The sequence below is a fragment of the Parasutterella sp. St.1A3 genome, from assembly GCF_059728705.1.
Genome location: NZ_BAAGFK010000001.1, coordinates 2,381,549 through 2,394,631, shown reverse-complemented (window position 1 = coordinate 2,394,631; position 13,083 = coordinate 2,381,549). Strand labels below are relative to the sequence as shown.

Here is a 13,083-nt window from a genome sequence, read left to right as displayed (position 1 = left end):
GATCAGACCAATGCTGAGAATTTACCGCCTGCCGATTACTGTGACTGAGGACTGCATCGATGTGCTCGGTCACACGAACAACAAAGAGTATCTTCGCTGGATGGAAGAGGCGGCGATTTCTCATTCGGACGCGCTCGGCTGGAATATGGAACGCTACCTGAAGCTGGGCGCGGCCTTCGCAGCAACGGTTCATAAAATTCACTATCTTCGTCCGACGCATGTGGGCGACGAGCTCATCATGAATACATGGGTCGAGACCCTTGAAAAGACAATCAGCCGCCGTGCCTTTTATCTGACACGCGGCGGCAAAGTCTGCATGAACGGGACAACGGAATGGACTTTTATTAATTTGAAGACCGGCCGGGCCGAAGAAATCCCTCCGGAGGTTGCCGAGGCATTCCCAATTGTTCCGAAAGGAGACCCCTTATTGAGGGAAAACGGTATTCGATGGCTGGAAATTCCTTAAATTCTGAACGCCCGGCCGCTGTGGCATAATCAATTATTTAATGGGAACTTATCCCAGGCTGGGTTTTATTTATATGGGAAGCAGCGATTACATTGTCGAAATAAAGGATATGAGTTTTGCCTACGACACGGGCAGACTCATTCTGGACGACGTAAGCCTGAATTTCCGCAGAGGACAGGTAATCGCCATTATGGGCGGATCGGGTATGGGCAAAACCACACTGCTCAAGCTGATCGGCGGCCTTCTTTCCCCGGATAAAGGCTCCGTGACGATTAACGGACAAAAGCTGGATCCGAAGAACCTTCAGTCGCTTTACCGCATCAGACGAAAAATGGGCATGCTGTTTCAGTTCGGCGCCCTTTTTACCGATATGACGGTTTTTGAGAATGTGGCTTTTCCGCTACGCGAGCACACGGATCTTCCGGAAGAGTTAATTCGGGATTTGGTGCTTCTGAAACTCGACGCGGTGGGATTGAGAGGCGCAGCTCCTCTGTACCCGTCAGAGATTTCCGGCGGCATGAGCCGCAGAGTGGCGCTTGCGCGTACCGTTGCGCTGGACCCGGACCTGATTATGTATGACGAGCCGTTTGCGGGCCTTGACCCGATTTCGATGGGCGTGACCGCGCAGCTGATTCGAAATCTTAACGATGTGCTCGGCTCAACGAGTGTCATCGTGACGCACGATGTGCAGGAAACATTCACCATTGCCGATTACGTTTATATGGTGTCGAGCGGCAAGATCGCGGCACAGGGGACTCCGGATGAACTTCGCCAAAGCAAGGACCCGTTTGTGGTTCAGTTTGTGAACGGACTGCCTGACGGTCCTGTGAAGTTCCAATATCCGGCGCCGTCTCTAAATGAAGAACTTGGAATCAAACCATGAATGTCTATGAATTAATCAGCGCGTTTGGCGCATGGTTCCTTGACGTCGTTCGCTCGCTCGGAGCGTTCGGACGGTTCTTCTGCCGGCTTTGCCTGAATTTAGGACCTTCGTTTACGCGATTTCAGGCGACGATCAAGCAGCTCTTTTTTGTCGGCAACTACTCTTTAGTCATTATCCTTGTCAGCGGACTTTTTGTCGGCTTTGTGCTTGGCCTGCAGGGCGACTATGTGCTTTCGAGCTACGGCAGCGAGCAGGCGCTCGGCGTTCTGGTGGCGCTGTCTCTTTTGCGCGAGCTCGGTCCGGTCATAACCGCGCTTTTGTTTGCGGGTCGGGCCGGTACGTCGCTCACTGCGGAAATCGGTCTGATGAACGCCGGAGAGCAGCTCTCCGCGCTCGAGATGATGGGTGTTGATCCAGTTCGCCGAATCCTCGGACCGAGATTCTTGGCCTGCGTGATCGCGATGCCGATTCTTGCGACGCTTTTCTCAGCGGTCGGTATTTTCGGCGGCTGGGTGGTCGCCGTCCCGATGATCGGACTGGATACCGGTGCTTTCTGGGCGCAGATGCAGTCCGGCGTCGAAGTGGTACAGGATATTGGAAACGGACTTCTGAAGGCCTTCTTCTTCGGAATTGCCGTCGGCGCAATCGCGCTCTATCAGGGCTATACGGCTCGTTCGACGCCTGAAGGCGTCTCTAATGCGACGACTAAGACCGTCGTGGTTTCATCACTTGTTGTTTTAGGGTTGGATTTCATTCTGACCGCCATTATGTTTACGAACGGTTAGGAAGGAAAACAGTCATGGAAAATAATAATTCGAGAACTAATTTTTTCGTCGGCCTGTTCGTCCTGGCCGGTATCATCGCGCTGCTTTTTCTGGCTCTTAAAGCCGCGAATTTGAGTACTGTCGGCTCCTCAGGCAATTACGAAGTGTCGGCTTACTTTGACAACATTGGCGGCCTGAAAGCGAGAGCTCCGGTTCGAAGCGCCGGAGTTTTAGTGGGCCGTGTGAAATCGATTACTTACGACAACAATACATTTCAGGCCAAAGTTGTTATGGCCTTGTCCGATAAATACAAATTCCCTGCTGACTCCTCCGTCAAAATTCTGACCGCCGGCCTGATCGGCGAGCAGTACATCGGCCTTCAGCCGGGCGGAGACGATAAGGACTTAAAGGACGGAAGCAGAATAGAATTTACCCAAAGCGCGATCGTTCTTGAGAACTTGATCAGCCAGTTCCTGTTTAACAAGGCCGAGGATAATAATTTCGAAGGCGGAAATAAATAATTTAGAGAATCCCCATGAAAAAAAAGCTTTTAACTTTAGCGGCGGCCGCATCAATTGCGCTCCTTTCCGGCTGCGCTTCTGTTCCTAATGACTCCGGCAAGAATCCTGCGGACCCTTGGGAGTCGTTCAATCGTCAGACATTCGCATTCAATCAGGGACTGGATTTCATTCTGTTCCGTCCGATTGCCAAAGGCTACGAATTTGTGACGCCCAAACCCGTTAGAGAAGGCGTGACACGCGTTTTTAAGAATACGATGGAACCCGCTAACGCGGTTAATAATATCCTGCAGGGCAAAGTAGAAGACGGTATTCTTTCTCTGTTCCGTCTCATGATTAACTCGACCGTCGGCGTGGTCGGTATCTTTGATGTTGCCAAGCAGGTCGATATTCCTCGAATGGAGGAAGACTTCGGACAGACGCTTGCTGTCTGGGGCGTACCTTCAGGCCCGTACTTTGTTATTCCGGTTCTCGGCCCGTCAACGGTTCGTGACACAGCCGGACTGGTTCCGGAACTGTTCCTCGACCCCAATACCTATGTGGGCGAAGCTTGGTTCACATGGCCGTGGTGGGGCGCGAAGTTCATCAACGCCCGCGCAAATCTGCTGCCTGTGACCGACATGCTCGACAACACGGTCGACCCGTATGTGGCAACCCGAAATGCGTACCTGCAGCAGCGTCAAAGCGCGCTTCAGGACGGAGACGGTCCTGCTATGATTCAGGAGCCGACGCTGAACCCGTTCGATGACGAACCAAGTGCAGATGCGGCTAAAAAGGAGAACGCTCAATGAAAAAAATTCTGAATCTCATCTGCTCGGCTGCTGCCGCACTGATGATCAGCGGTACAGCGATGGCCGCTGATATGAACCTTCCGCCGGAGCAGCTGGTTGAGTCGGTTTCTGTTGAAGTTCTGGAACAGATCAAAAAGGATCCGGAACTGAGCAAAGCGGATCCGATGCATGTGAACCGTCTGGTGGACGAAAACATCCTGCCGTATACGGATTTTGAGACCATGACCCGCATGGCGGTCGGTCCGTCCTGGCGCAAAGCGACAGCCGAAGAAAGAAAAGGGATCATGACTTCTTTCCGCAAGCTGCTGACAAACGTCTATTCGGGAGCGCTGAAAGAGGCTTCCGGCTACAGCGTTAAGATGGGTACTGCTCAGAAGGGCGGAGACCCGCGTTTAGTGATCGTCCGTACTCAGCTTGTTTCCTCCTCACACGATCCGATCAAGCTCGATTATCGCCTGATGGATAAGAACGGTCAGTGGAAAATTTTCGATGTGAATGTTGGCGGCGTCTGGCTCGTAGAAAACTATCGTTCACAGTTCGCGTCCGTGATCAGCAACTCCGGGATTAAGGGATTGATCGCGCAGCTCAGTGAGCGAGCATCCAAGGTCGGAACAGGCAAATAAATGATTCTTTCCGAAACAGAAATTCGTTTTGAAAACGCCGGGACGGTTTTAAAGACTGGTCTTAGCGCGATTTCGAACGGCGATACCGTCATTGACATGAAGAATGTCCGCAGGGCAGACAGCTCGGCGGTCGCGGTTGTGCTCGACTGGATACGCAGCGCGCAGAAATCCGGTCAGCCGCTTCATGTGATCAACCGGCCGGGCTCATTTGACAAGCTCGTCAGGCTGTACGGTCTTAGCGGTATCGTTCGGATTGACTAAAAAATAAGCCCGGGAGCAGCCCGGGCTTTTTCTTGCGCTCAAATTACTGTTTTGCTTCTGCTGCGTCTTTCTGCAGCGTCTCTACGGCCTGCTGCTGACGAACTTTGTTCAGCTCGATCTGAGTCTGAACGTTAGAACGCTTAGCTTCAAGATCGAGTCGTTTGCTCTCGAGTTCGATCTGACGCATCTCATCCTGATACTGTTCGGCTTTCAGCTGTTTTGCCTTAGCTTCGGCCTCTGCGGCTTCCTGTTTGTTTTTTTTCTCGGCTGCGGCTTTGGCTCTGGCTTTTGCCTGACGGCTTTCAGCTGCGGCTTTTGCCTTAGCGGCCTGCTGAGCCTGACGCGCCTTTTCGAGAGCGACGGCCTGCTCATTTGCCTGAATCTGCTGCTCTGCGGCTCGGACGTTATAGATCTGCTGGTCAGCCGGAGAGACCGGAGTGAGGGGTGTCACGGTTTCCGTAATCTGTGCGGAAGCGGCTCCGCTAAATGCGAGCGCGCATGCAAACGAAAGTATGCTGAGTTTCATCTGAGGCTCCCGATAAGAGAATTATTTGCATCCGTAAGGATTGTTCGGCTGGATTCGTGTGCTGGAAGGGCCCGTGGAAGTCATGATGGCCGGGCCGTATTTGAATTCACACATCTGGCCGACCTGAGCGGAGTTGAAAATACGCCCGTTCAGTTTAAATGTCAGCTGAACACCGTCCACAAGTGCGTTATCCGGAGAGGCCGCGCTGGAAGCGCCCGCACCGAGCGCCGCGCCTGCGATTGCGCCGATTGTTGTGCCTGAGGAGCCGTGGTGTGTTACCTGATTTCCGATGACAGCGCCCAAGATCCCGCCAAGTGCGGTGCCGACAAGCTGAGAAACCTGGCGGTCAGACTGATTGTTTACTGCGACGCGCGCAGGCTGAATCGCGATAATGTCAACGGTCTGAACCTGCTGGGCCTGGTTGACTTGATTGCTGCCGTACACGTCGGAGCGATATATGTCTCCGCTCGTCTGGCAGCCGGAGAGGATAAGGGCGGATGCCGCGATGGCGGGCAGCAAGATTCTGACTTTTTTCATGATCCCTCTTTCATAAAGATTTTATTTACGACAAGGGAACATGATAAATGAACCCTTAATTAATTCTTCAGGCTAATGCCCCGCCTTGATCATGTGAATTGTTAAAGTGTTCGAATTTGTTATGCAGAATTCCTTTTAGATGTTTGAGTTAGAGCTAAAGGTTCGGTTCACTTCCTCGTTCTCAAGGGCAGTAGCTGCGACTCTATCGTCTAAAAATATTTGGTTTTGATTATCTCTATGAAGTTTCAATAGATTTTAATTGAACAGCTAATAATGGTAGACACTCATTGGGATATCTTCTGGATGAAGCGTTGTTTTATTCTTTATCAGATGACGAATGAAAAATAAGAATTAAGGGTTTCTATGGAGTCATTTGTTTGTTATATGAGTACTTTTTTTTGGTTCGTCAGTAGCATAATACTAACAGAATAAGGCTAAGGAACCCGAGGATAGAATGAAAGGCTTTTCTTTTGATAGTTTCTCGACTCACTTTATACATAGTCATCGATACATTAGTTCATATGGTTAAGGTCGTGGGCTAGCACCTAACCTCAATAAGTTTCTTAGAAAACATAAAGACGTTCGTTATATCTACCGTCATTGAAATTAGTTATCTCAAATTACAGGAAGCCAATTATGTTATGCAATTCTTTCTCAAGAATTGGTACTGTTCGAGTTGCATTACCAAAACGAAATACTAGGTCCTCCGAATCTTCTTTTTATAGATCGCCTTTGCGCAAAAGGGCTGTCACCTGCTCTGCGACATTGTATAGTACAAAAAAAATCCGAGCTGGAATGAAGAAGGGTTATAGTTTTAGCAGAGGTGAGGGGGGGGGTGTTTTGATTATAGCAGCCTCTTTGCTCCCTTTTCTTTCAACACCGGCTATTTCGGCCGAGTTGACTGTAGATAAGCAGATAGAAGAATCCTCTGAAAGCTTTAGGGATTTAGAAAATCTGACAGGAACAATGTCATCGGGAAGTTTTTTCTATTGGAAGAAACCAGGTCAGCAAAATTTAGAATTTGATAATGTTAAGGCAATTGAGTGCACAAATCTAAAGAATACTGCCTCGGAATCAATCTTTAAGACACTTTCATCGGGGAAAACGGAATCTCAAACTCAATTGATTTCTTTTAAAAATTTTGCTCCATCTATTTATTCTTCTTCTGGCGTGATATTTAGCGCTTCAGGAATTCAAGACTCTGTTATAAAAGTACACCAGATCGTCGAGGGGGATATGGGCGATTTAACAGTGCTTGGGAATACGTACACCGCTTCAATAGAGTCCATAGTTAGCCTAAATCCACCTCAAATGGGCGTATTTAATGTAACTCAGGGAAGCGCTCAGTACATCAGAGGAAATATTAGATCAATTACCCCTAAAAATAATGGCAAAGGAACAGTTATCTTATTAAGAGGGGACAATACAGACAGCAATGCATATCCTTATCCTACAGAACAAGCTTTCCTGGGTGCGATTGGAGATGTCGGCGATGATGAACATAGGTTTTATCAAGGAATTGTAATGGTTAGACAGGGGGATCAGTACATAGAAAAAATGGGAACATTGTACGCGACCCTCTACGGGATCAGAACTTCTGAATCAGAAAACGGGAGCGATGAAAAACTAACCTCTCTTGGACTGCCAACGGGGCAATACATAAAGTCGATTGAAAAGATAGACCTGAAAAGTACTGATAGTAGGAATGCGTCGTACGGCATCTACAGTTGGACAGATAATGGAAATAAAGGTTCTGGACGCTCGTATGTAGGTATTCGAGGAAAGAAAAATACAGCGGGTGAATATGTAGGTATTGAGATCAACAACCCTAATCATCTGCAGCCTATTGCAGTACTTAACATGGGAGGAGTGCAAGAGGTAGAAGCACTAAACAGTGAAGGAGTATCCATAATAGCAAAAGGAAAACCTAAAACAGAAGTTGGGAAACCTGATGTAGACTTGGCTTTAACAGCACGCATTCAAGGACAAATCCACAAAGACAGAGCGGTCAGGTCTTCTATTCTTACAAAAACTAAGTTTATCGGTCCCTTCATAATTAACAATAGGGTTCTTGTGCAAGCTTCTGTTCTTCAAGGGAGTGTGACGAACCCGCCGTTAGAAAAAGGTGTCTCAGTCGTAGAATTCTCCTCAAATAGCTATGGAACGGGGAGTGTCTTCAATCCTGGCTCATACATTGAGGTTCAGGCAGGAACCAATAAGACAGCATTAGATGGAGATGTGAATCCGTACAATAACACTCGGTTGCTTTTAACAAACACTAAACTGACTTGGACTTATAACACCTATATTTCCAATCTCGGAGTATTGCGCAGTTCTCCTTTGGTTAATCCTTCGTTAAGCACATCCTATGCAACCTCTGCTTTCGAATTTAATACAGTTCACGTTTCGGATAGACATGTTAGTCCCGAAAACGAACCTAAAAAAGAGTTTGACCCTGTGAAACCTGATCCTGATAAACCAGACCCAGATACACCAGACTCAGAAGATAAAGAGCCAAGTAAAGATATATCCTTGATTACTCCGATTGCTCTGGCTAGCGGTAGCTCTTGGATTAATGCGTCTGCTGGAACTTCATCCATGAACGAGGCGAGTTCTTGGAGTGTTCTTGATAAGCGAGCCCTAACCGATATAACAGATCCAACGAATCCCGATTTGGTTAGCCCAGGCCCGACCGATCCTGATCCGGTTGATCCTGATATTGATAAGCCGGATCAACCGGATGAGCTACCCTATAAGTATCCTTATGGTAATGGTCCATACATGAATTACTGGGCAATAGGATCCACCGATAAGGCTGCTCCATACTTTTATTTTGCAAAAATTGAAACTTCTGATGGTAAAGCCATTCAGTCAGATCGCTCTAATGCATCTTCTCTCGACTTCTACGTCAAACCTACGAATTTTTATCGAAACGGAACTAAGATTACAACCCTTTCCAGCTTAAATGCAGATAACCTCTGTGCAGGAGATAGTTGTGAAGGAGGCGACAGGGAAATTCCACCAGGTTGGAAAGGAGCCCGAAACGATAAACGACTGGCCGCTGCATTTTGGCTTCTTAGAAGTGCTGCCAATTCTATCTATGCAAAGGAAGGTATAGAAAATGTTGGTTCTCAAAGCGATATTATGATTAAAGATGACTTTGAGGACGGTTACAACAAAGGGTTATCCAAAGGAACCAAATGGCACATCCTTAAAGATGCAGACGGTAATGAGTTAAAAGACGATAGTGGAAATCCCATTATTCGCCGCTGGGATCCAAACGATCCGGATGCTGAGTTTGCTAAAGCTGCCGGTTGGGTAGTTATTCCAGAAGGTGTTGTTAATCATGCTCTGAGAGCTCAATGGTATTTCGAAGATATCGAATTAGTGCAGGATTCTGCGAGTGATGTGCCCTCTAGCGTGATCGGAGAAGGCGCCAAATACAGAGGAGAAATTATTGATTTGGCTACTTGGTTCCCGCAGTATCCTTTGGAACCGGGTTTTACTCATCCTCTTCCCTTGTTTCCTGCTACACCAATTCCAAAGCCGAATCCACAGCCGACACCTACAATGAAGTCAATAGAGGCAGTTTCACTCAGTCATTATTTTACATGGCGACAAGAAATTGACACGCTTCATCAAAGATTAGGGGAGGTCAGAGATAATTATGAGCTGGAAGGTCTTTGGGCAAGAGGCTATGCCGGACGTAACCGAATTAATTCGAACGGCTACTATTTCAGAGATAATTACAAGGGGATTCAGATCGGTTTAGATCGGAATTATTACGAATATAAGGACTCATATCGTTGTCGTGAGAAAGATGGAGAAAATTTTCCGTGCAAGCGTGAAAAGAAACATGATTGGACTTACGGAACAGGTTTGTCATATACAGAAGGAGATCTGAAGCTCAGCAGAGGGGGAAACGCTGATAACTGGATGGCAAGCTGGTGGCTGTATGGTGTTAGAAAGTTTTCCAACGGTGGTTATCTAGATCTTGTAGGCAAAGTTAGTCGATTCTCCAACGAATTCTCGGCATGGAGCAGTGACTACTTATTGAATACGAAAGGCCGCGATAAAACTTGGGGCTATACACTAAGTGCAGAGTATGGCAATAAGCACTATCTTTTTGAGAATAAAGACTGGTATTTAGATCCTCAGCTGCAGATCGTCTACGGAAGGATCTTTGGTTCCAGCTTTAGAACCAATAATGATGTGAATGTTCATCACAACGCGGTTAACAGTTTAATCGGTCGGGCAGGTGTCGCTCTTGGGTATGAAGGGAAGAAGGGCTCAGCCTTTGTCAAGGTCGATGGCCTGCGAGAATTCAAAGGGAAACTGGTTACGACTTATAAGCTTGACGACGGTTCCTTCAATGCTTCCCGCTTTAATCTTAAAGAGACGTGGGGAGAGGTTTCCGCCGGAGGAACTTATACCTTCTCACGTAAGAAAGATAAGTTAGCTCACTTTTATGTGAAAAGAAGTTTTGCGTCTAAGCTGAAGACTGACTACAGAGTCGATATCGGATTTGAATACATTTTCTAAGGAGAGACCGCTCTTGCATAAAGTGTAGGGGCGGTCGAAATCTACCATGAGCAATAAATCAATAATATCAATACTGAGTATTATCATTTTTATCGGTCTATCTGGTTGTGCGTCTATTGCAGAAAAGGATATCCAGGAATTGGAGATTACAACGACACCGGAAAGCTGCTCGATTACGGTTACGGATAAAAACGGCGAAAACATCTATCAAGGAAAAACTCCTTTTAAGCAAACTCTCTCAAAAGCAGAGGGTTACTTTACAGGCCAAATCTATAACATTCATATAGAGAAAGGCGGATGTCGTCCTGCTGATTTGGTTGTTAAATCAAAAAATAATCTTTGGTACGTTTTCGGCAACACTGCAAATGCATTTATTCCGGGCTGGATTGGAGTAGATGCGAAAACACATGCGATGTATGAGCTTTCCTCTTCAAAGATTCATGTGAGACTCGTTTGCAGTGATGAAGACGGTTTCCCAGGCGTTGTCAAAAAAGAGGTGTTGGAGAAGTAAATGAAAAAAGCTGTTTGGTTGATGTCACTGCTGTTCTTGATCAGCGGATGCAGTGCAACGGTTGAAAAATCTGCCGTGGAAGAGCAGAAAGACGGTACATTTAAAATCGACTGTATCAAGGAAAATGAGTGGTCCGGTGCATTTTTGTCCTCTGAATTGATAAGAGAGGCGGAAGAGTTCTGCCTTAACAAAGGTAAAAAATTTGAAAGAGTAGAACTGAAAAGTGAAAATGATGGAAGATTCAACTATACGAATGTACACTTGATCTTTAGATGTAACTGAGCTTTCACAGTATATTCACCATCAAGGGGAAGGGAGCGATCACTTCTCCGTGCAGTGTTTGAGTGGACATAAACCTAAATTCTAACCTGAATTCCCAAAAACTAGATCATAAATATTACTAGTAGTTACACACAGTGCCCAAATTGCCCGTAAACCGGGCATTGGGCATTATTTTTAACTGATTTAATAGATTATAATTATATAATCTACCTGGAGGGATTCATATGCTTGCGAAGACCATTGAGCATGTCATCAAGGTAAATATCAAGGGCAAGGACTATCTGTACCAATTTCAAAATGCTTGGGATCCGGTCAAACAGCGTTCTTATAGCAAACACCGAATTACCCTTGGGCGCCTGATTGACGGCAAGGTGGAATTGGGAAGGAAATTTCTTCGAGACAATCCTCAATACAAGGATGTTGAACTAACTTTTACCGATAACAAACTCTGTCCGGTTGGTATTGAAGAAGTCAGCCTTCCGGTGGCACAAATTGTTTTGAACCGGTCGGAAGCACTCAATGCCGGAGCCAGCTATGTATTAGAGCAAATTGCCAAGCAATCGGGAATAACTAAAGCCTTAAAGGTCGTCTTTCCTGAGCATTGGAAAGAGTTACTATCCTTAGCGATATTCTTAGTTATCCATCCTGACGCCACCGTCTCCAACTACGATGTAATAGCGCAAAACTCTCTCTATCCGACTGCCGCTATACCCTCTCAAAGAATCTCCGAAATATTTGAATCCATCGATTATCAACCCTCTGTCGAGCAATATCTGAAGCTGCGTCTTGCCTCCAATAAAGCATTGGACAAGAACAGTTACTGGGCATTTGATACCACTTCAGTGTCTTCTTTCTCACAAACCATTCATAAGGTTGCCTATGGGCATAACAAAGAAGACCCTGACATGGCCACGCTAAAGCTGGCGCTGCTGATCGATGAGAAGACAGCCGAGCCGCTTTACTACAAGGTGCTGGACGGTTCTATTGCTGATGTTGTTTTATTGAAGAACCTGTTTATCCAGCTGGCTAAACTTGATGCGGAAGATGTCAACCTGGTGTTGGATAGAGGGTTCTGCTCTGAACATAATCTGCAAATTATGTTCCGCAATCACGTAGGCTTTGTCTGTGGACTTCGTTCAGAGCTAAAAATTGTTGAGCAAACTTTTAAGGAGGTGGCAGGATCACTCAGACTATGCTTGCCGGCAGCATTTAAAAATAGTGTTAACTGCTTTTGTGCAACGCGCGAAATTCAATGGTATTCCAACACAAGAAAATATGGCGCCGAACAGGACAAGTTGTTTATCCATATCTATTACAGCAAAGAAAGAGAAGCTGACTATGTCATGAATATGACTCAATTAGTCGAAAGTTTTAAGTTGCGTCTGAAAAATGGGAAAGTGCCTAACTCTCCGTATTTCAGGCAATTCTTCAAACGCGGAAAAGATGACGACGGCAAGGTCAAATATGATTTTAATGTTCCGGCTTGGGCTCAGTTCTGCCAGAGTTGTGGTTTCTTCTTTCTTGGTTCTGACAGAATTTCCTTACCGGATGAAGCTCTAAACATTTACCGTCAAAAGGACACCGTCGAAAAAGCGTTTAATAACTACAAAGATAGATGCGGCGGCAGAAGATTGAGGTGTTTGCAGAGAGCTTTAGATGGAAAGGTCTTTGTCACGTATTTAGCTCTGAGTTTAAGACTGATGCTGCATAAGCGGATGCAGGACGCCAACATTGACCCTGAGCAAGCTCCACGCCTGATAAGTGAACTTAATGCATTAACCGTCTATAAGTTCGCTCCTGAGGGCCAAGTCACATATCTCTGGCACGAGATCCCAAAGCGTTACAAGGAACTTATGCAGAAGTTGAAAATAAAAATCCCCGCCCCGATTTTTGTAATCTAGGAGCGGGAATTCAGGTTCTAAATTCGGTATCAACCATTCAAGAAAACGTCGGTATGCGGTTGGTTGGAGGGAAGTAACAAAATCTGAATTATTTCTTACTTTTGTAAAGTTACTCGATATCACATTATGGAAGATAACTTATTGTATTTTATAACTTTATAATGAATGAGTTGGTGTGTGATCTTCAATGTAGGTGATGAATTCTCAGTTCCATTCTTGGATTAAAGGGCGTACACTAGAACAGATGTAATCGAGTAGCGTACATGCCCGTCTTCGGGTCTTTTGTTATCCCAGCTGTTGCATGTCTTTTGTATTCGGGTTTAACTTACCGATGAATTGAACGAGATTCCAGGCCATAGAACTCAGCTGCCTATACTGCGGATCGGAACTTCTCTGTTTCGCAATAGAACTTGCGAAAGTTCGTGACGAAGACTTGCTTAACTATTCCTTCTCTTTCACTGATGGGAAGAGAGGATGG

General features: G+C 46.2%; 13 protein-coding genes. 11 read left to right on the top strand and 2 right to left on the bottom strand.

Annotated elements, in window-relative coordinates; genetic code table 11:
- Positions 1–10 precede the first annotated feature (10 nt).
- The 7 genes from AC6I1F_RS11085 (at position 11) to AC6I1F_RS11055 (ending at position 4,306) form a co-directional block, all read left to right on the top strand.
- Complete coding sequence (locus AC6I1F_RS11085; RefSeq protein WP_160335597.1) at positions 11–466, top strand: acyl-CoA thioesterase; 456 nt, start codon at positions 11–13, stop codon at positions 464–466.
- Positions 467–539: 73 nt separating this feature from the next.
- Positions 540–1,349 carry an ABC transporter ATP-binding protein gene (locus AC6I1F_RS11080; RefSeq protein ID WP_160335598.1) on the top strand — a complete coding sequence of 270 codons (810 nt, stop codon included), beginning with the start codon at positions 540–542 and terminating at the stop codon, positions 1,347–1,349.
- On the top strand, positions 1,346–2,134 hold the full coding sequence (gene mlaE / locus AC6I1F_RS11075; RefSeq protein WP_160335599.1) for a lipid asymmetry maintenance ABC transporter permease subunit MlaE: 789 nt from the start codon (positions 1,346–1,348) through the stop codon (positions 2,132–2,134). Before AC6I1F_RS11080 ends, mlaE begins: the two co-directional genes overlap by 4 nt.
- 14 nt (positions 2,135–2,148) lie before the next feature.
- Positions 2,149–2,634: an outer membrane lipid asymmetry maintenance protein MlaD gene (mlaD, locus tag AC6I1F_RS11070; protein ID WP_160335600.1), complete on the top strand. Its 486-nt coding sequence runs from the start codon at positions 2,149–2,151 to the stop codon at positions 2,632–2,634.
- A 14-nt stretch (positions 2,635–2,648) separates the two neighbouring features.
- Positions 2,649–3,422 (top strand): MlaA family lipoprotein, encoded by a 774-nt coding sequence (locus AC6I1F_RS11065; RefSeq protein WP_160335601.1) that lies wholly within the window; start codon positions 2,649–2,651, stop codon positions 3,420–3,422.
- Positions 3,419–4,045, top strand: coding sequence for an MlaC/ttg2D family ABC transporter substrate-binding protein (locus tag AC6I1F_RS11060; RefSeq protein WP_160335602.1), 627 nt, complete (start codon positions 3,419–3,421; stop codon positions 4,043–4,045). Before AC6I1F_RS11065 ends, AC6I1F_RS11060 begins: the two co-directional genes overlap by 4 nt.
- Positions 4,046–4,306 (top strand): STAS domain-containing protein, encoded by a 261-nt coding sequence (locus AC6I1F_RS11055; protein ID WP_160335603.1) that lies wholly within the window; start codon positions 4,046–4,048, stop codon positions 4,304–4,306.
- 43 nt (positions 4,307–4,349) lie between these two features.
- On the opposite strand, the gene AC6I1F_RS11050 is transcribed toward AC6I1F_RS11055, so the two are convergent.
- Both AC6I1F_RS11050 and AC6I1F_RS11045 read right to left on the bottom strand, forming a co-directional pair.
- Positions 4,350–4,832, bottom strand: coding sequence for a hypothetical protein (locus tag AC6I1F_RS11050; RefSeq protein ID WP_160335604.1), 483 nt, complete (start codon positions 4,830–4,832; stop codon positions 4,350–4,352).
- Positions 4,833–4,853: 21 nt separating this feature from the next.
- Positions 4,854–5,369, bottom strand: a complete 516-nt coding sequence (locus AC6I1F_RS11045) for a glycine zipper 2TM domain-containing protein (protein WP_160335605.1) — start codon at positions 5,367–5,369, stop codon at positions 4,854–4,856.
- Positions 5,370–6,164: 795 nt separating this feature from the next.
- Here AC6I1F_RS11045 and AC6I1F_RS11040 point away from each other — a divergent pair.
- The 4 genes from AC6I1F_RS11040 (at position 6,165) to AC6I1F_RS11025 (ending at position 12,605) form a co-directional block, all read left to right on the top strand.
- Complete coding sequence (locus AC6I1F_RS11040) at positions 6,165–9,911, top strand: autotransporter outer membrane beta-barrel domain-containing protein (protein ID WP_497801782.1); 3,747 nt, start codon at positions 6,165–6,167, stop codon at positions 9,909–9,911.
- Positions 9,912–9,957: 46 nt separating this feature from the next.
- On the top strand, positions 9,958–10,422 hold the full coding sequence (locus tag AC6I1F_RS11035; RefSeq protein WP_251452740.1) for a hypothetical protein: 465 nt from the start codon (positions 9,958–9,960) through the stop codon (positions 10,420–10,422).
- On the top strand, positions 10,423–10,704 hold the full coding sequence (locus tag AC6I1F_RS11030; RefSeq protein WP_251569785.1) for a hypothetical protein: 282 nt from the start codon (positions 10,423–10,425) through the stop codon (positions 10,702–10,704).
- A gap of 224 nt (positions 10,705–10,928) precedes the next feature.
- Positions 10,929–12,605 (top strand): IS1634 family transposase, encoded by a 1,677-nt coding sequence (locus AC6I1F_RS11025; RefSeq protein ID WP_251569786.1) that lies wholly within the window; start codon positions 10,929–10,931, stop codon positions 12,603–12,605.
- Positions 12,606–13,083: the final 478 nt, after the last annotated feature.